Genomic DNA, 17,239 nt, shown 5'->3' on the forward strand with positions numbered 1-17,239 from the left:
AACGGAGTCACAACGTGCATTGGATCGATCCCGCCTGCCTGCCCGAAACGCGCGGCCGCGTCACACAGTTCTTGCTCAACAAACATGGGGATCTCGACGGCCTGATCCTCGACCACGCGCGGCAGGTTCACTTCCCGCCGCATTTGTCGAAGCAGGCTGCAAAGCACATCGCGATCGGAGACGCGATCCGCGCGCGAGGCGTGAAGCCGCGCGATGCGGACCTGATCGCGGCTGTGTTGCTGACGTCGAAGCAGGGTGTCGAGATTCTCGATGAAGGTCCGAATCACGACGCGCCAAAGCATGAGAAACCGGAAGGCCGTCCGATGGACGTGCAGGGCGAGGTCGTGCTGTCGCTCTACGGACCGAAGGGCGAATTGCGCGGCGCGCTGCTCGACGACGGCACGTCGTTGCGCATGCCACCGCACGCGGCCGCCGAACTCATCGATTATTTGAGTCCCGGCGCGCATGTGCAGGCGTGGGGTCATGGCGTGAAGACGCGGCATGGACGCACGCTCGAAGTACACGAGATCGCGGAACTCGTCGACGCTGAAGAATCCGTCTAGCGGAGAGCGTGCGCCATGAAACCCGCCCGCGCGCTCGAACTGCTGAACTTCTTCGTCGCCGATGTGCAGGCTGGTATCGGGCCGTTTCTCGGCGTCTTCCTGCAAGCACGCGGCTGGGGCACGGACGCTGCCTCGCAAGTGGCGACGGCGTTAACCGGCGCTGCGCTCGGCCCCGCGATGGCAGGGATGACGCTCGGCATCGTGCGCCAGCGAGGTTTCGACCGGCAGTTCGGCCGCCGGAATCGAGTCCACGCGCGCTGTCGTGCGCGGCTACTGGTGGGTGATCCTCCCGACGTTTCTCGCGCTGCCGCTGCGCGGCGCGATCGCGGCGGCGCTCATGACGCCGTGGGGCGCGTGGGCGGTGCAGGCGCTCAATGGTATCGGCGCGGGACTGCAAAGCGTCGCGGTGCCGGCGCTGGTCGTGCGGCTGATGTGCAGGGCACGGGCCGCGTGAACGTCGCGCAGGGGGTGGTGATGACCGTGCAGGCGTAGGCGCCGCGCTGAGCCCGGCGCTCGGCGGCGTGCTTGCGCACCGGTTCGGTTATGCGTCGGCGTTTCTCGTGCTGGGCGCTGTTTCGATAGGGTCGCTTGCGTTGTGGTTGTGCTTTGCTTCGTCGCTCAGGGAGGCCTGCGATGCTGAAGCCAGCGCCACGCAGCCGCTCGCCTGAAGACGTCCGGAGACGCAGTTAGGTATGCAGCGATAACAAACCTGTCGAGTTTGCAAAGCCATCGCGACAAAGCCCGTTGGATTCATGCGAAATCGGCCATGAAGAACAGAGCTGGTATGTCCATGAGAAGGCCCTAGCCGCGATATCAGCCAGGTCGCGAGGCGGAAATAGCATGGTAAAACGCGAAAAAAATGTCCGCTTTCACCGGGTAATCAACCAGTAGGCTTCCAGAAAGACCTGCTTTAACACAGTCTGACGTTCACGACCCAAGCTGTGTGACGTCGTGTGTATTCATCACGTAAAGCATTCGGCCGCCCAATCACTGACGTGCTGCGGCCTGCGCCAACGCGCGCCGTTGTTGCTCCCTCTTCAAGCCTTCGATCGTTTCCTGTGCGCTTGCCGATCCCGCGGGTCGTCTTCGTTTCCGAGGTGCCACATGAACACAACGTCCTTCGTGCGTCGGGCTGTCTCGATGCTCATCCCCGCCGCCTTTGCAACGTTCACGTCGTTCACGTCGATATGCGCCCACGCGCAAGTCGCCACGGACTGGCCGACCTTCGGCATGAACAAGCAACGCATCGGTTACACGCGGCCGAACGCGTGCTCGGCGTGGGCAACGTTGCCCAACTGCGGTCACACTGGGCGAGAGACATCGGCGGCCCCATCACGACGCAGCCGACGCTGGCTACAGGCGTCCTCGTCAACGGCGTGCCGACCGACGTGGTGTACGCGGCGACGTGGATCGGCCGGATCGTTGCGTTGAACGCCGCGACGGGCGCCGTCATCTGGAGCGTCCAGGCGCCCACCGTGCAGACTGACTGCTTCGACTTCAACGCCTCCAATCGCTTGCTGGGCACGATCGGCACGCCGACCATCGACCGCGTGACCAATCGCCTGTACGTGGTGACCGGATTCGGATTCCTGCACGCGCTGGATCTGGCCACCGGCGCCGATGTCCTCCCATGGGTGCAACTGCTCGATTCCGCAAACGGATCGCCGAGAACGTTCGTGTATGGCAGCCCGACGCTCAACGGCTCCGATCTCTATGTTGCCACCGCCAGCCGATGCGATGTGAGGCCCTACCACGGTCAGGTGATACGTGTGTCGACCACCAACTTCGAGATCTTGCAGAGATGGTTTCCAAGTGGCGCGACAGGACCCGATGGAGGCGGCATCTGGGGGCCAGGCGGCATCTCCGTGACGCCGAATGGCTTGTGGCTCTACACGGCAACCGGAAACTCGTTTTCCGATCCGGAGAATTTGCCTTATTCCGAGCATGTCGTCAGGCTGACGCCCAGTCTCGTGGTCGATGCCGCGGACGCGCCCGCGCCTCCGCCGCCTGGAAGCCGCGATGTGGATTTCGGCGCCACGCCGCTCCTGTTCCAGACGCCCAACTGCCCGCCGATGCTGGCTGCGCTCCAGAGGAGCGGGATGATGTACGTCTACAACCGCAACGCGCTGGCGAACGGGCCGATCAATGCATTCCTGATCGGCCAGACGGGCGGGAGCTTCAACGGCATCCCTGCATTCGATCCGGTGTTGAATCAGATCTACGTCAGTTCGGGATCGGTCGCGAATGGACTGGTGGCGCTGTCGGTTCACTCGGACTGTTCGATCGCGACCGCCTGGAACCTGCGGGTTCGCGGCAACTCGATCACGCCTCCGATTCCACCCGTGGCGGCGAACGGGGTCGTCTATTACGTCTCGGGCGTTGCAAGCGAAGTCTTCGCAGTCGATGCGCGCAGCGGCCAGCAGCTTTGGAGCTCCGCGAGTCTTCCCGTTGCAGATCGCGTGACCGGTGGGATCTTCGCCTCGCCGACGGTCGTTAACGGGCGACTGTTCGTCGCAGGTTTCGACCACAAGATTCATGCTTATGGACTGTAACGAAGCTCGCGACGCTACGGAATTTGCGAAAGCTTGCGCTTTGCCTCCAGCAGTTGAAGCAGCAGATCATCGCGCTGTCGAAGCATCTCGGAGAAATCGTACGGCTCCAGTTCCGCATCGACGCCTTTCGCAATCGGCTCGATGTAATCATCGTTCTCGGGATACGTGCCGAGATCGCGAGCCCACTCGCGCTGGGCCGGGCCGAGATGCCGCAGCACATGCGCGATGCCACCCGCGCCGCCGGAAGCATGCAGGTTGAGAAACGGTCCGAGCAACGCCCAGCGCAAGCCCGGACCGTAGGCGATCGCCGCGTCGACGTCCTCCACCGAGGCGACCCCGCGCTGTACGAGGCTGATGGCTTCCTGCCAGAGCGCCACTTGCAGACGGTTGGCGATGTGCCCTTTGACTTCCTTGTTGATGCGGATGGTCTTCTTGCCCGTCGAGGCGTAGAACGCCATCGCCTTCGCTACGTTCTCGGGCGAAGTCAGCGTGCCACCGCCGACCTCGACCAACGGAATGATGTGGGACGGATTGAACGGATGTCCCAGAACGATCCGTTCAGGATGTTTCGCGCCCCTTTGAATCTCGCTGACCGACAGCCCCGACGATGACGACGCGATGATCGCATCCACCTTCGCCGCCGATTCGATGTCAGCGATCAGCGCGTGCTTGACGTCCAGCCGCTCGGGACCGCTCTCCTGAATGAAGTCGGCATGGCGGACCGCTGCGCCTAGGTCGGTCGTGAAAGTGAGGTTATCGCGCGAGGCCTCATCGGCTAGGCCTAGTCGTTCGACTGCGGGCCAACTGTCGTCGATCCAGCCGCGCAGACGCGTCTCCGCTCCCTCGCCGGGGTCCGTCGCCGTGACCGCGAAGCCGTGCGCCAGGAAATGCGTCGCCCAGCCTGCGCCGATCACGCCAGTGCCGACAACCGCTATGTTGCAGAGTCGCTCTGTCATCGTCTAGGCCTCCAGGCAGGCAGTGCGGAGCGTTTCGCGCAGGGGCCGCAGTCCGATGATCTCGCGCGCCTCGGCGGGCGTGGCCGGCTCATAGCCCATTTCGCGGACCAGGCGCACGAGCCGCTCGACCAGTTGCACGTTGGTCGCCAACTCGCCCTGCCTGTAGTACAGATTGTCCTCCAGCCCAACGCGCACGTGGCCGCCCAGCAAGAGCGAATTCATCGCGGCGGGCAATTGCGCCGCGCCGATCGCGCTCACGTTGAACACGGAGTTGCGGGGCAGGTGATCGACCATTGTTTGCAACAGTCGCGGCGTGTACGGTAATGCGCCCTGAAACGCATTCGCGCCGATGACGATGTTGATGAAGTGCGGCGCGTCGTCGAGTCCCTCGTTGATGGCACGCTGCACATCCTGGACGATGTCGGCAAGGCCGAACACCTCCCATTCAGGCTTGATGCCTCGTTCCTTCATCATCTCGGCGATCTGCCGGATGCGCGAGGGTGGCGTGGCGACGAGAATCTCCTTGCCGCCGAAACTCGCGATCACGGTCTGCGCATCGAGCGTGCACATTTCGACTCCATCGCCCTGCATGCCCTTCAGGCGTTCTTCCCACTGGATTTCCCACAGGCCGTTGTCGAGTTCGCGAACCATGTCGCCGTTGATGCCGCCGCCGGTCGAGTTGTTCAGGATGATGTCGCATTTGTCGCGAATCAGCCGGTTGATGTGGCTATAGATGGCGGGGTCGCAGGTGGCTTCGTCGTCCGGGCGACGTGCATGCACTGCTACGACGCTCGCGCCGGCGTTGTAGCAGCGGTAGGTATCGTCGGCGATTTCCTGCGGCTGTGTCGGCAGGTTCGGGTTCATTTTCTTGGTGGCCATGCCGCCGGTCGGCGCGACGGTCACGATGACTTTGGGCTTGCTCATGCTGATGTTCTCCGAAGATAGATAAGTTTGACCAGGGTTCAGTGCGCGCTCGGGCCCACTCGAACTGCGCTCTTCGGCAGTCCGAGCAGGATCGTCAGGCCGCCGACGATGACGAGGGCGGTCAACGCGAAGAGCCCCATCTGGATGCTGCCGGTCGCGCCCTTGATCCAGCCGATCAGCGTCGGGCTGACGAAGCCGCCCAGGATGCCGAGTGAGCTGATCACCGCGATGCCGGCCGCTGCCGCCTCGCGGGAAAGATAGGTCGGGGGAATCGACCAGAAGAGCGACCCGCCGCCGAAGATGAAGAAAGCGGCAATGCACAACAGGACCATCACCGCGACGACATCGGTGCCCAGGAAGGAAGTCGAGGCCAGCGCCATGGCGCCGATAACCAGCGTCCCTCCGACGTGCCATCGGCGCTCCTTGAAATAATCCGAGCTGCGGCTGATGACGAGCACGCCGAGCGCACCGAACGCATAGGGCACGGCCGTGTACCAGCCGATGGTGTTGATCGGAGCGATGCCGAGGCCTTTGATCATCGTCGGCAGCCAGAATGTGACCGTGTACACGGCGCAAGCGCAGCAGAAATAGACGAAGGCGAGCACGTAGGTTTTTGCGTCGGTGAGCGCTGCGGCGAGCCTGCCGTGATGTGCGGCCTTTGTGTCGCCCTGGTGATCGGCATCGAGAACCGATTGCACGAGCGCTTTCTCCGCGTCGTTCAGCCAGGGCGCGCGGCCCGGCTTGTCCGGCAGCATGCGGTAGAGCGCGAAACCGAGCAGCACAGTCGGCAGGCCTTCGACGAGGAAGAGCCATTGCCAGCCGTGCATGCCGCCCAGGCCCTCCATGCCGCTCATGATGGTTCCCGAGAGTGGGCCGCCCAGCACGCCTGTGATCGGCATGCCGAAGAGGAAGAGTCCTGTCACACGGCCGCGTCGCTGGCTCGGATACCAATACGTCAGATACAGGATGATGCCGGGGAAGAAGCCTGCTTCGAACATACCCAGCAGGAGCCGGATGCCGTAGAACTGCCACGGCTCGGTGACGAACGCAGTCGCGGCGGACGTGAGCCCCCACAGCACCATGATGCGCAGGAACGACAGACGCGCGCCGATCTTTTCGAGCAGCAGGTTGCTCGGCACCTCGAGCAGCAGATAGGTGACGAAGAAGATACCGGCGCCGAGCCCGTAGACGGCATCGGAGAAGGCGAGGTCATGCTTCATCTGCAACTGCGCGTAGCCGATGTTGATGCGATCGAGAAACGCGAAGACGTAGGCGATCAACACGATCGGCATCACGCGCCAACTGATCTTGCGAAAAACGATGTCTTCGGCCGAGCGGGCCGGGTTTCGGCTGGTCTCCGGGCCCACTGCGGGCAGCGAACGTGCGCGGTTCATTGCGTGTCTCCCTTTGTCATATGACACGCATTATTTGTGGCGCACGCTTAAATCACTGTCGTTGCCGCGACAGTTGCGGATAGGGCAAACGCTAGGTCGAAGCGTCAGCGCGGCAGCTATTGCGCAAGCGCCTGCAGCCCCGGCAGATCGAGCACGACGAGACCGCCGTATTCGGTGCGTATGAGGCCGGCTTCCTTGAAATGCATCATGGCCTTGTTGCAGGTTTGCCGGGAGACGGCGGCCAGGTTGGCGAGTTCTTCCTGCGACAGTTGCAGATAGCGCTCGCCGCGTGGATTCGGCAGCGGATGCACCATGCCGACCAGCGCCCGTGCCACGAGGTTGTCGGTATCGAGCAGCCCGTGCGCGACGGCGTTGCCCATGAACCAGTGCAGGCGTTCGTTCACCTGCACCAGCAGGAACTCATTGAAGGAAGGTTGAGTGCTGCGCAGCCAGTCGAAGGTTGCGAGCGGTATCTGCGCGACGCGGCTGTCGCGCAGCGCGATGAGATCCGACTGGCGCGGCGCCTTGCGAATCAGCGTGCCTTCTCCGAACCAGCTTCCCACCAGTTGGCCGCCCAACGTGACCGTGCGGCCGTCGTGCGCGGTGATCGACCACTTGATCAGGCCTTCGAGCACCCCGAACCAGACGTGCTGGCGCTCGCCGTGTCGGCCGAGAGACTGACCCATCGCCACGGCACGCTCCGACGTCTCGGCGCGCACCTTGCGCTGCGCGGCTTCGTCGATGGAGGCGAACCAGGGCGACTGCGCCAGCATGTCGTCAAGGGTGAGCGATGGGGCGGCCGTCCGCATCGGACGAGTCATCGTTGTCTCCTGACTTTGTACGTATGAGCTTCGAGTTGGAGTGTCGCCGGATTGACAGTCTCACCGGCACGATCCCTGAATAATGACGACATTGGAAACTGGAGCATAGACCCATGAGCAAGGAAATCGTCTACAGCGTCGATGTGCACTTCGGCGATTGCGATCCCGCAGGCATCGTCTTCTTCCCGAACTTCTCGCGCTGGATGGACGCTGCCTCGCACCACTTCTTCCGGCAGTGCGGACTGCCCGCGTGGCACGAGTTGACGGACCCGCAGCAGTGCATCGGCCCGCCGCTGCTGGAGATTCATACGCGTTTTCATACGTCGGCGACGCATGGCGAGAGGCTCGACGTCCATACGCGAATCGAAGCGTGGCGCGGCAAGGTCTTCATCCAGCAGCATCGCATCATGCGCGGCGATACGCTGATTTGCGAGGGACAGGAAACGCGCGCGCTGTGCGTGCGAAGCGCGGACGGCCGGCTGAAAGCGGTCCCCGTGCCCGACTACATCCGTGCAGCCTGCGCCTGAACGGCGACGGCCATTCTGATCCAAAGGAGATTCCATGTCGACCATGAAGGGCAAGCGCGTACTCATCACGGCCGGGGCGGGCGGCATCGGTCGTGCGATCGCGGAGGCGTTCTTATCGGCGGGAGCGACGGTTTTCGTCTGCGACATCAGCGAGGCCGCTTTGGAGTTATTGCGTGAGCAGTTGCCCGATGTCACGACCGGAGTGTGCGACATGGCCGACCGCGGCTCGGTCGCGCGCATGGTGGACGAGGCGGTTGCCGCATTAGGCAGTCTCGACGTGCTCGTGAACAACGCGGGCATCGCGGGACCCTCAGCCAGCGTGGCGGACCTCGATCCCGACGCGTGGGAGACCGTCCTGCGCGTGAATCTCACTGGGACGTTCGCCGTGACGCAGATCGCCATCCCGTATCTGAAGAAATCGGCGGCGGGTTCGATCGTCGTGATGTCGTCGCTGGCCGGGCGCTTCGGCTACCCGAATCGCAGCGCCTACGCGACGACGAAGTGGGGGCTCATCGGCTTCACCAAAACGCTGTCCCGCGAGTTGGGTGAATTCGGCATCCGCGTCAACGCGATCCTGCCGGGCGCCGTGGCTGGCCCGCGCCTGCAACAGGTCTTCGAGGGAAGGGCGTCCGTCAGCGGACGCAACGTCGCGGAGGAAGAAGCGGCGGCGCTGGCGAACCAGTCGATCAAACGCTTCGTCGATCCCGCCGATATCGCCGCGCTGGCTGTCTTCCTTGCGTCGGACGCAGGGCGGTCGATCTCAGGGCAAATGATCCCGATCGACGGGGACTCGCAAAGCGCATCCTGAACGAGATCCTCGTTTCAGCGCACGTCCTCCCCGGAATCCGGGGGCGCAACCGGTCGATCTTCCACGTCTCCCACCAGTATCTTCAGCATCTTCATGAAGCGCCGCCGATCCGTCTCCGACAGCGGCGCGAGCATGCGCACCTGAGCCCGCAGCATCGCGGGCTGCACCTCGTTCAGCAACGCCTCGCCCTCGCCGGTCAGCGTCAACAGGCGCACCCGGCGATCCTCCTCAGACGCATTGCGCTGCATCAGGCCCCGCTTTTCCAGCCGGTCGATCACGCCGCCGATCGTCGACGTATCGAAACCGATGTTGCGCGATAGCGAACGCTGATCCATCTGCGGCTGGTCATGCACGGCCTGCATCGCCGCGTACTGCACCGGCGTAATGCCGAAAGCGACCGTTTCCTCTGCAAAAACCGCGACGGCCATCTGCTGTAGCCGCCGGATGTAATGGCCGGGCAATTCGTCCAGATGAGGCTCGCGATTCCGGTGTTTCATGGCTCGTTCCAGATACGGGTAAACACAAAGAGATCATAACGTATTTCGTCCCTATACTATTCATCAGTGTACTGACGATCAGTATGCGTTCTAACAGGAGACAACCATGAACGCCTCGACTTCTTCATTGCCTGTTCTCGTCGCCGGTGGCGGCATCGGCGGCCTGGCTGCCGCGCTTGCGCTCGTGCGCCGGGGCTTTGCCGTGAAGGTGCTCGAACAGGCGCCCGCGATCGGCGAAATCGGCGCAGGCATCCAGCTCGGGCCAAACGCCTTTGCCGCTTTCGATGCGCTCGGCATCGGCGAGCGGGCGCGCGCCCGGGCGGTCTACACCGACGAAATGGTCATGATGGATGCGCTCGATGAATCGACCGTCGCGCGCGTTTCGGTCGGCGAGGCGTTTCGTGCGCGTTTCGGCAATCCCTACGCCGTGATTCACCGCGCCGACGTGCACGGCGCGCTCCTCGAAGGCGCGCAGGAGAGCGAGCACATCGAGTTCCTGACCTCGACGCAGGTCGCGCACGTCGAGCAGACCCGCGACGGCGTCACCGTCTTCGATTCGAACGGTGACGCGCACCGTGGCGTGGCTTTGATCGGCGCCGATGGCGTGAAGTCCGCGGTGCGCCAGCAGTACGTGGGCGACGACGCGCGCGTCTCGGGTCACGTGGTGTATCGCGCGGTCGTCGACAAGAAAGACTTTCCCGCCGATCTGCAATGGAACGCCGCCGCCGTCTGGGTCGGACCGAACTGCCACCTCGTGCATTACCCGTTGCGCGGCGGCGAGCAATACAACGTCGTCGTTACCTTTCACAGCCGCGAAGTCGAAGAGTGGAGCGTGCGCGAAGGCAGCCGCGAGGAAGTGCAGTCCTATTTCAGCGACATCTGCCCGCGCGCCCGGCAACTGATCGACCTGCCCGAGAGCTGGAAACGCTGGGCCACCGCCGACCGCGATCCGATCGCCCAATGGACCTACGGACGCACCGCGCTCCTCGGCGACGCCGCTCATCCGACGCTGCAATACCTCGCGCAGGGCGCGTGCATGGCGATGGAAGACGCGGTGACGCTCGGCGAAGCGCTGCGCGTGCACGACAACGATTTCACCAGGGCTTTCGACCTGTACCAGCGCTCGCGAGTCGCGCGCACCGCACGGGTCGTTCTCTCCGCGCGCGAGATGGGCCGCATCTTCCACGCGAAGGGGGTCGAGCGCCTCGTGCGCAACGAACTGTGGAAAGACCGCAGCGACGAGCGTTTCTACGACGCGCTCGAATGGCTCTACGGCTGGACCGCCGAGAACTGCCTCGTCCAATCCTGAACCCACAACCGACCACTGACTGGAGCATCACCATGAGCTACGTTATCGATCCCGAAGCACAAGTCGCCATTCCCGTCGCGGGCAGCGACGATTTGTTCCCCGTGCGCCGCATCTACTGCGTCGGCCGCAACTACGCGGCGCATGCGCGCGAGATGGGCTTCGACCCCGACCGCGAACCGCCGTTCTTCTTCTGCAAGCCCGATAACACGATCGTCGTAGTGCCCGACGGGCAAACGGTCGAGGTGCCGTATCCGCCGCAGACCACCGAGTATCACCACGAGATCGAACTCGTTGCCGCGATCGGCAAGGGCGGGCGCGATATTCCGGTCGACAAGGCCAACGAGCACGTTTGGGGCTACGCGGTCGGCCTCGACATGACGCGGCGCGACCTGCAACTCAAGCTGCGCGACAGGGGCCGTCCGTGGGAACTCGGCAAGGCCTTCGACCAGTCTGCGCCGATCGGGCCGCTCGTGCCGGCGTCGAAGATCGGTCATCCGACTGAGGGCGCGGTGTGGGTCGAGGTCGATGGCGTGGACCGTCAGCGCAGCGATATCGCGAAGCTGATCTGGTCGGTGCCGGAGATCGTCGCGAACCTCTCGACGTATTTCGAGCTGAAGCCGGGCGACCTGATTTTCACGGGCACGCCCGAAGGCGTCGCCGGCGTGCAGCGCGGCAACGTGATGCGCGGTGGCATCGACGGGCTCGGCGAACTGAGCGTGCGGGTCGTCTGATCATGAGCCATCTCAAGCTACATGGCTTCTTCAACAGCTCGGCGTCGTATCGCGTGCGGATCGCGCTGGGGTTGAAGGAGCTGGAATGGGAGCACGTCGGCGTCAATATTCGCACCGGCGCGCAGAACGGCGTCGAGTACAAGGCGCTGAATCCGGCCGGACTCGTGCCGACGCTGGAGCACGGCGCGGTGCGCATCACGCAGTCGCTCGCGATCATCGATTATCTGGAGCGCCTTCGGTCCACAGCGCAGTTGATTCCGGCCGACGGTCCCGAGCGTACGCGCGTGCTGGAGATCGCTTCGCTGATCGCTTGCGATATTCACCCGCTCAACAACCTGCGCGTCCTGAAGTACCTGACTGGGCCGTTCGAACTGAGCGAAGCGCAGAAGAAGCAGTGGTACCTGAACTGGATCGAGCAGGGCTTCGACGCGCTCGAAGCCTGGCTCCCGGCGCAAGGCAACTTCTGCGTAGGCGAAACACCGACCCTCGCCGACTGCTGCCTCGTACCGCAAGTCGCCAACGCGGAGCGCATGAACGTCGATTTGTCGTCGTACCCGCGCATTCTGCGTATCAACGAACACTGTCTGCGGCTCGCGGCCTTCGCCGATGCCGCGCCGAACCGCCAGCCCGATTTTGTCGCCTGAATCAAGGAGTCGTTCGATGTCCACCATTCAAATTCAACGCGAGGCCTTCTACGGCCGCGCCGATACCCAAAGCCTCGCGCCGCTGTGGACGCGTCTCAAGTCGCTCGTGCCCGAAGCGCCGGCGCCCGCGTGCGTCGCGCATCAGTGGCGTTACGAGGACGTGCGGCCCTATGTGCTCGAATCCGCCGAGCACATCTCGGCGAAGGAAGCCGAGCGCCGCGTGCTGATCCTGGAGAATCCGGGCCTGCACGGCAGCTCGCAGATCACCAACTCGCTGTACGCCGGGCTGCAGTTGATCATGCCGGGCGAAGTCGCGCCCGCGCATCGGCACACGCAAAGTGCGCTGCGTTTCATCATCGAGGGTAGCGGCGCGTACACCGCCGTCGATGGCGAGAAGACGCTGATGGAGCCAGGCGACTTCGTGATCACGCCGTCGTGGACGTTCCACCATCACGGAAACGAGACGAACGTGCCGATGGTCTGGCTCGATGGTCTCGACATCCCGCTCGTCGCGCTCTTCAACAGCACGTTCCGCGAAGACTATCCGTCCGACGAAGCGCCGGTAAGCCGCCCCGCCGGCGATGCGCTCGCCCGCTACGGCAGCGGCCTGCTGCCGGTCGGGTATCAGGCTGGCTCGCTGAACTCGCCGGTATTCAACTATCCGTATGCACGCACCCGCGAGGCGCTGCACGCGCTCACGCGCGGCAGCGAACCCGATGCGCACGCGGGCTACCTGATGCGCTACGTCAATCCGGTCGACGGCGGCTGGGCCATGCCGACGATGGCGACCACGATCCGTCTGCTGCCGAAGGGTTTCGCGACACGCGGCTATCGTTCGAGCGACAGCGCGGTGTTCGTGGTGGTCGAAGGGCGGGGCCGTTTGCAGATCGGCGATAAGCGATTCGAGCTTTTACCGCACGACGTGGTGGTCGTGCCCGGCTGGATGAGCTACACGCTGCATGCAAGCGACGATCTGATGCTGTTCTCGTATTCCGATCGCGTCGCGCAGGAGAAGCTCGGTTTTTTTCGTGAGCAGCGGCTCTGACCACCCACATTCTTAAATTCATAGAGCATCAGGAGACAGGTCATGAGCACGCAGCAGACGATCGACGTCCAAAATTTCATCAATGCACACAAGCTGTCGGCGATGCAGGTCGTCACGCTGCTGCTGTGCTTTCTCATCGTCGCGGTCGATGGTTTCGATACCGCCGCGATCGGCTTCATCGCACCGGCGATTCGCGCCGAATGGGGCCTGACGCCCGCGCATCTCGCGCCGGTGTTCGGCGCGGGGCTCGCCGGGCTGATGGCGGGCGCGTTCCTGTTCGGCCCACTCGCCGACCGCTTCGGGCGCAGGACCATCCTGATGGTCTGCGCGTTGTTCTTCGGGCTGGCGAGCCTCGCCTCCGCCTACTCGAATTCGGTCGAGATGCTAGTCGTGTTGCGCTTTCTCACCGGACTGGGTCTGGGCGGCGCCATGCCCAACTCGGTGACGCTCAGTTCCGAGTACGCGCCGGAGAAGCATCGCTCGGTGCTCGTTACCACGATGTTCTGCGGCTTCACGCTGGGCTCGGCGCTCGGTGGCGTGGCCGCCGCTCATGTGGTGGCGGACTTCGGCTGGCGCGCGGTGCTCGTGATCGGCGGCGTGCTGCCGCTGCTGCTCGTTCCTGTGCTGGCGTGGTGCCTGCCGGAGTCGGCGCGCTTTATGGTGATGAAGGGCAGAAAGCCGGAACAGGTACGTCGCACGTTGCAGCGAATCGCACCGTCGATGGATCTGACAAACGCGCGATTCACCGTGCCGGAGAAAGCGCAAACGGGATTCCCGGTCAAGCACCTGTTCGATCCCGAACTGCGTCGCGGAACGCTTCTGCTTTGGCTCGCGTTCTTCATGAGCCTGCTCGTGATCTACCTGCTTTCGAGCTGGCTGCCGACGCTCATCAGCAGCACTGGCATGACGCTCAAGAAGGCGTCCCTCGTGACCGCGATGTTCCAGGTGGGCGGCACGGCCGGCGCGATCGCGCTCGGCCAGTTAATGGACCGCTTCAATCCGCAACGCGTGCTCGGCCTGACGTATGCGTTGGCGGCGGTGTTCACCGCGCTGATCGGCAGCAGCACCGGGAATACGGCGGTCCTGATCGTCGCCGTATTTGGCGCGGGCTTTTGCGTGTCGGGTGCGCAGGTCGGCGCGAATGCGCTGGCCGCAGGTTTCTATCCGACGGCGAGCCGCGCGACGGGCGTAAGCTGGGCCTCGGGAATCGGACGCATCGGCTCGGTGCTCGGTTCGATGGGCGGTGGCTGGATGCTGGCGCTCGGCTGGGGCCTGCCGACGGTGTTCGCGCTCGTCGGTATCCCGACGATCGTGGCGGGCATCAGCATGCTGTCGATGGGGAAAGTCGAGCGGGCGAGGGCCATGGTGGCGCACTGAGATGGACGCACGCGGTTTCCCGCGTGCTCCCCAATCGATACCCCATCGCCGTCAGTTCAACTTCACCGTTGGCCGCACGCGTTCCCTCAGCCATTGACTCGCGGCATACATCACCGCGCGCTTGATGCCCGTGAGGCCCACGATGTGTCTGCGATACAGATGCCGGTAGCACGACGCCGCGAACCATCCATTGATGAACAGCGGCCTTCGCAGCAACTCGCTCATCAACGCGCCCGCCGCACCCGCACGTCCGAAGGAGATCAGCGTTCCCTGATCGCGATAGGAGAAGAGCGGCACGCTGCGCTCGTCGAGACGCCGTGCCAGTGCGTTGGCGAGGTACACCGCCTGCTGAAAAGCCGCCTGCGCGCGCGGCGGCACGAGCGCGTCACCCTTCGATGCTGCGCACGCCGCGCAGTCGCCCATCGCGTAGATGCCCGAGCCGAACTCGACCCGCAGCTCCCCATCGACGATCACCTGTCCCAGCCGGTTCAGCGGCAGCCCTTGCAACGTGCGCAGGATCGGCGGACCTTCCACGCCCGCCGCCCAGATGGTGATGTCGCTTGCGAGCGTTTCGCCATCCACCGTCGAAACCGCTTGAGCATCGACGGACTTCACGCGGCAACCGAGCCGCACTTCGACGCCAAGGGCCGCCAACATTTCCTGAGCGCGCGTCGAGATCCGTTCGGGCAGCGCGGGCAACACACGCGGCGCGCCTTCCAGGAGGCGAATGCGGATGCCGTCGGTTGGATCAAACGAGGCGAGGTGATAGTCCCGCACCATCTCGGCCGAGCCGCGCAACGCAGCGGCCAGCTCGACGCCGGTCGCCCCGCCGCCGATCACCGTCACCGAGACCGGCGTCGTTGGCTGTGCCTGCCCCGAGCGCAGCAGGCTCGACAGCAGACGCCGCCTGAACGTCTCCGCCTGCTCCACCGTCTCCAGCGTCAACGCATGCTGCTCGGCGTCCGGAATCGAGAAGAAGTTCGTGACGCTGCCGAGCGCGAGCACGAGCGAATCGAAGCGGAGCGTCCTGCGCGGCAGAAGCGCGCGGCCGTCGATATCGGCAGTCTCTTCGATCACGATCTCGCGGCTATCGGGATCGATGCTCGACAACGCGCCTTGCTCGAAACGGAAGTGGTTCCATTTCGCGTGCGAGGCGTAGTCGATCTGATGGCTCGACGCGTCGATCTGGCCTGACGCGACTTCGTGAAGGAGCGGCTTCCAGAAGTGGGTCGGAAAACGGTCGATGAGGATCACTTCGGCCTGGTGCCGCTTGCCGACGCTGTTTCCGAGCCGCGTCGCAAGTTCGAGCCCGGCGGCGCCGCCGCCCAAGATCACGATGCGATGGGGCGAATCGACCTGGTGTTGCGCGTAATGATTCAACATGGTGGTTCTCCCGAAAACGCCTCAATCAATTGAACGGCGCGGACCCGCGGCGCAATGCATCGGAGAGGGGCACGCATCGCGTGATGCCCGAGCTGCGCGCCTCTTCCAGTCCGCGTTCATCCGCACCCACCGCGACGACGCGATGCGCAGGCGTTGCGAGCGTGTGAAGCGCCACTGCATAGCGCGTCCCGCAAGCGCTCGATGACAGGATCGCCGAGAAATACGTGATGCCGTCGTCGCCCAGCGTCTCGCCGATGGCGTGATTCAGGCTGGCGGCGTTGAGTTCGCTCATCAGCAGAAGCGGGTAGCCGTCGTCCCGCACGCCTTGAAGGAAACGCTTGAGCTCGTGTTTCGCTACAGGCTTCGCTTCTTCGCCCGTGCGGGTCCACACGGGGTCCATGTTTGCCACGATAGCGTCGATTGCCATTCTCTTGCCTCTCGGAGTCGTTGAAAGCCTGTGTGTCGCGGCGGGCCGGGGCGCGCTTGACGACGTCGTAGGAAAAATATAAGTTCGCTAAAACATTTGCGCTATTGAGTATTTATCAGCGACCCATAAGTTTTCACTAATACCAATGTTAAAGACGACGACCTTCCGCCAGTTGCGCACACTACAGACCGTCGCCCGCGTCGGCAGTATCTCGGGAGCCGCGCTGGAGCTGCATCTCACGCAGCCGGCGGTGTCGCTGCAGATGTCCCTGTTGGGCGAGGCGGCAGGAACACCGCTTCTGCGCAGGGTGGGGCGCGAGGTGCAACTGACCGCCGCAGGCGAGGTGATGGCGCGCTACGCGAACGAGATCCTGAGCCTCTGGAACGAGGCCGGCGAGGAAGTGGCGGCGCTGCGTGGCGAACTCGGCGGCACTTTGCGCATCGGCGCCATCACGACGGCGGAGTACCTCGTTCCGCCGCTGCTCGTCAGATTCACGAAGGAACGACCGGGTGTGAAGCTGCAATTTCGCATCGGCAATCGCGATGACATCGTGCGCATGCTCGCGACGAACGAGATCGACCTCGCGATCATGGGACGGCAACCGCGCGAGTTGCGCACGAGCGCTGCGCCGTTTGCGAAGCACCCGATGGCGTTCATCGCCGCGCCGTCGCATCCGCTGATGCGCGCGAAGCGTCTGAGCCTGAGCGATCTCGAATCGGCGAACCTGCTCGTCAGGGAGCGCGGATCGGGGACGCGGGTCGCGATCGAAGGGCTATTCAAGGAGGCCGGGTTGAAGCTGCACGCGGCGTCGGAGCTGTCGAGCAACGAGGCGATCAAGCAGCTCGTCGAAGCCGGACTCGGCGTGGCGTTTCTTTCGCTGCACGCGTGCGCGCTCGAGATGCAGGCGGGATTGCTCGTGAGGCTTCCCGTGCCTTCGACGCCGATCGAGCGGGCGTGGCATGTCGTGCATATGTCGGAGCGGCGTTTGCCTCAGGTCGCGAACGCGTTTCGGGAGTTCTTGATTCAGTCGGGGGAAGCCGTAGCGGCCCTGGCTTCGCCGCCGGAGTCGCAGAAAGCGCGTGCGGGACGCAAAGGACAGAAGGTGTGATTTCCTGGCTTCAAGTCTGTTGACCTTCGACGGGGATGCGGCGCATCATCGATTGCCGAGGTTTTCAACGCCTCTGCAACATCGGCAATGCATGCGATGTGCAACGAGACTGTTGCGTCGAGGTGGACAATGTTCGCGATTGAAGCAGATCACGCAGGTGACTTTCGTCTTGC

The 17,239-nt window shown here is 63.9% G+C and carries 17 protein-coding genes and 1 pseudogene; 11 read left to right on the forward strand and 7 right to left on the reverse strand.

Features of this window, described 5'->3' with window-relative positions; all coding sequences use genetic code 11:
* The first annotated feature begins 14 nt into the window (after positions 1–14).
* From AWB67_RS06270 to AWB67_RS06280, 3 genes and pseudogenes are all read left to right on the forward strand, one after another.
* Positions 15–563: a hypothetical protein gene (locus AWB67_RS06270; RefSeq protein ID WP_087655383.1), complete on the forward strand. Its 549-nt coding sequence runs from the start codon at positions 15–17 to the stop codon at positions 561–563.
* Between the two features lie 15 nt (positions 564–578).
* Positions 579–1,231, forward strand: a pseudogene (locus AWB67_RS06275) (hypothetical protein).
* Positions 1,232–1,840: 609 nt separating this feature from the next.
* Positions 1,841–3,115 (forward strand): outer membrane protein assembly factor BamB family protein, encoded by a 1,275-nt coding sequence (locus AWB67_RS06280; protein WP_159964800.1) that lies wholly within the window; start codon positions 1,841–1,843, stop codon positions 3,113–3,115.
* 14 nt (positions 3,116–3,129) lie between these two features.
* On the opposite strand, the gene AWB67_RS06285 is transcribed toward AWB67_RS06280, so the two are convergent.
* The 4 genes from AWB67_RS06285 to AWB67_RS06300 form a co-directional block, all read right to left on the reverse strand.
* On the reverse strand, positions 3,130–4,071 hold the full coding sequence (locus AWB67_RS06285) for a 3-hydroxyacyl-CoA dehydrogenase NAD-binding domain-containing protein (protein WP_087655385.1): 942 nt from the start codon (positions 4,069–4,071) through the stop codon (positions 3,130–3,132).
* Between the two features lie 3 nt (positions 4,072–4,074).
* Positions 4,075–4,995, reverse strand: a complete 921-nt coding sequence (locus AWB67_RS06290; RefSeq protein ID WP_087655386.1) for a beta-keto acid cleavage family enzyme — start codon at positions 4,993–4,995, stop codon at positions 4,075–4,077.
* Between the two features lie 38 nt (positions 4,996–5,033).
* A complete protein-coding gene (locus AWB67_RS06295) occupies positions 5,034–6,389 on the reverse strand; it encodes an MFS transporter (RefSeq protein WP_087655387.1) in 1,356 nt (451 codons plus the stop codon).
* Positions 6,390–6,505: 116 nt separating this feature from the next.
* Positions 6,506–7,210 (reverse strand): Crp/Fnr family transcriptional regulator, encoded by a 705-nt coding sequence (locus AWB67_RS06300; protein WP_087655388.1) that lies wholly within the window; start codon positions 7,208–7,210, stop codon positions 6,506–6,508.
* Between the two features lie 113 nt (positions 7,211–7,323).
* Here AWB67_RS06300 and AWB67_RS06305 point away from each other — a divergent pair, with 113 nt between their 5' ends.
* Both AWB67_RS06305 and AWB67_RS06310 read left to right on the forward strand, forming a co-directional pair.
* Complete coding sequence (locus AWB67_RS06305) at positions 7,324–7,737, forward strand: acyl-CoA thioesterase (RefSeq protein ID WP_087655389.1); 414 nt, start codon at positions 7,324–7,326, stop codon at positions 7,735–7,737.
* A gap of 34 nt (positions 7,738–7,771) precedes the next feature.
* Entirely contained in the window at positions 7,772–8,545 is a 774-nt protein-coding gene (locus tag AWB67_RS06310) for an SDR family oxidoreductase (RefSeq protein WP_087655390.1), read from the forward strand.
* Between the two features lie 14 nt (positions 8,546–8,559).
* Here the strand turns inward: AWB67_RS06310 and AWB67_RS06315 are convergent, their stop codons facing one another.
* Entirely contained in the window at positions 8,560–9,042 is a 483-nt protein-coding gene (locus tag AWB67_RS06315) for a MarR family winged helix-turn-helix transcriptional regulator (RefSeq protein WP_087655391.1), read from the reverse strand.
* Between the two features lie 106 nt (positions 9,043–9,148).
* Between AWB67_RS06315 and AWB67_RS06320 the strand changes: the two genes are divergently transcribed.
* The 5 genes from AWB67_RS06320 to AWB67_RS06340 are packed head-to-tail and all read left to right on the forward strand — an operon-like array spanning position 9,149 to position 14,148.
* Positions 9,149–10,351, forward strand: a complete 1,203-nt coding sequence (locus AWB67_RS06320; protein ID WP_087655392.1) for a 3-hydroxybenzoate 6-monooxygenase — start codon at positions 9,149–9,151, stop codon at positions 10,349–10,351.
* 32 nt (positions 10,352–10,383) lie between these two features.
* Complete coding sequence (locus tag AWB67_RS06325) at positions 10,384–11,082, forward strand: fumarylacetoacetate hydrolase family protein (protein ID WP_087655393.1); 699 nt, start codon at positions 10,384–10,386, stop codon at positions 11,080–11,082.
* A 2-nt stretch (positions 11,083–11,084) separates the two neighbouring features.
* A complete protein-coding gene (gene maiA, locus AWB67_RS06330) occupies positions 11,085–11,726 on the forward strand; it encodes a maleylacetoacetate isomerase (RefSeq protein ID WP_087655394.1) in 642 nt (213 codons plus the stop codon).
* A gap of 16 nt (positions 11,727–11,742) precedes the next feature.
* Positions 11,743–12,771 carry a gentisate 1,2-dioxygenase gene (gene gtdA, locus AWB67_RS06335; RefSeq protein ID WP_087655395.1) on the forward strand — a complete coding sequence of 343 codons (1,029 nt, stop codon included), beginning with the start codon at positions 11,743–11,745 and terminating at the stop codon, positions 12,769–12,771.
* Between the two features lie 42 nt (positions 12,772–12,813).
* Positions 12,814–14,148: an MFS transporter gene (locus tag AWB67_RS06340; RefSeq protein WP_087655396.1), complete on the forward strand. Its 1,335-nt coding sequence runs from the start codon at positions 12,814–12,816 to the stop codon at positions 14,146–14,148.
* Positions 14,149–14,199: 51 nt separating this feature from the next.
* Here AWB67_RS06340 and AWB67_RS06345 read toward each other — a convergent pair whose 3' ends face one another.
* Complete coding sequence (locus tag AWB67_RS06345) at positions 14,200–15,531, reverse strand: NAD(P)/FAD-dependent oxidoreductase (protein WP_087655397.1); 1,332 nt, start codon at positions 15,529–15,531, stop codon at positions 14,200–14,202.
* A gap of 25 nt (positions 15,532–15,556) precedes the next feature.
* Positions 15,557–15,958, reverse strand: a complete 402-nt coding sequence (locus tag AWB67_RS06350) for a hypothetical protein (protein ID WP_087655398.1) — start codon at positions 15,956–15,958, stop codon at positions 15,557–15,559.
* Positions 15,959–16,103: 145 nt separating this feature from the next.
* On the opposite strand from AWB67_RS06350, the gene AWB67_RS06355 reads away from it, so the two are divergent.
* Positions 16,104–17,066, forward strand: coding sequence for a LysR family transcriptional regulator (locus AWB67_RS06355; protein ID WP_087655399.1), 963 nt, complete (start codon positions 16,104–16,106; stop codon positions 17,064–17,066).
* The last annotated feature ends 173 nt before the right edge of the window (positions 17,067–17,239 follow it).

Source organism: Caballeronia terrestris (assembly GCF_001544515.1).
Taxonomy (GTDB): Bacteria; Pseudomonadota; Gammaproteobacteria; order Burkholderiales; family Burkholderiaceae; genus Caballeronia; species Caballeronia terrestris.

What these genes read in the sequence shown, in the direction of transcription:
- AWB67_RS06285 (WP_087655385.1), bottom strand. Translation starts at nt 4,071, where the DNA reads ATGACAGAGCGACTCTGCAACATAGCGGTTGTCGGCACTGGCGTGATC.
- AWB67_RS06290 (WP_087655386.1), bottom strand. Translation starts at nt 4,995, where the DNA reads ATGAGCAAGCCCAAAGTCATCGTGACCGTCGCGCCGACCGGCGGCATG.
- AWB67_RS06295 (WP_087655387.1), bottom strand. Translation starts at nt 6,389, where the DNA reads ATGAACCGCGCACGTTCGCTGCCCGCAGTGGGCCCGGAGACCAGCCGA.
- AWB67_RS06300 (WP_087655388.1), bottom strand. Translation starts at nt 7,210, where the DNA reads ATGACTCGTCCGATGCGGACGGCCGCCCCATCGCTCACCCTTGACGAC.
- AWB67_RS06305 (WP_087655389.1), top strand. Translation starts at nt 7,324, where the DNA reads ATGAGCAAGGAAATCGTCTACAGCGTCGATGTGCACTTCGGCGATTGC.
- AWB67_RS06310 (WP_087655390.1), top strand. Translation starts at nt 7,772, where the DNA reads ATGTCGACCATGAAGGGCAAGCGCGTACTCATCACGGCCGGGGCGGGC.
- AWB67_RS06315 (WP_087655391.1), bottom strand. Translation starts at nt 9,042, where the DNA reads ATGAAACACCGGAATCGCGAGCCTCATCTGGACGAATTGCCCGGCCAT.
- AWB67_RS06320 (WP_087655392.1), top strand. Translation starts at nt 9,149, where the DNA reads ATGAACGCCTCGACTTCTTCATTGCCTGTTCTCGTCGCCGGTGGCGGC.
- AWB67_RS06325 (WP_087655393.1), top strand. Translation starts at nt 10,384, where the DNA reads ATGAGCTACGTTATCGATCCCGAAGCACAAGTCGCCATTCCCGTCGCG.
- maiA (WP_087655394.1), top strand. Translation starts at nt 11,085, where the DNA reads ATGAGCCATCTCAAGCTACATGGCTTCTTCAACAGCTCGGCGTCGTAT.
- gtdA (WP_087655395.1), top strand. Translation starts at nt 11,743, where the DNA reads ATGTCCACCATTCAAATTCAACGCGAGGCCTTCTACGGCCGCGCCGAT.
- AWB67_RS06340 (WP_087655396.1), top strand. Translation starts at nt 12,814, where the DNA reads ATGAGCACGCAGCAGACGATCGACGTCCAAAATTTCATCAATGCACAC.
- AWB67_RS06345 (WP_087655397.1), bottom strand. Translation starts at nt 15,531, where the DNA reads ATGTTGAATCATTACGCGCAACACCAGGTCGATTCGCCCCATCGCATC.
- AWB67_RS06350 (WP_087655398.1), bottom strand. Translation starts at nt 15,958, where the DNA reads ATGGCAATCGACGCTATCGTGGCAAACATGGACCCCGTGTGGACCCGC.
- AWB67_RS06355 (WP_087655399.1), top strand. Translation starts at nt 16,104, where the DNA reads ATGTTAAAGACGACGACCTTCCGCCAGTTGCGCACACTACAGACCGTC.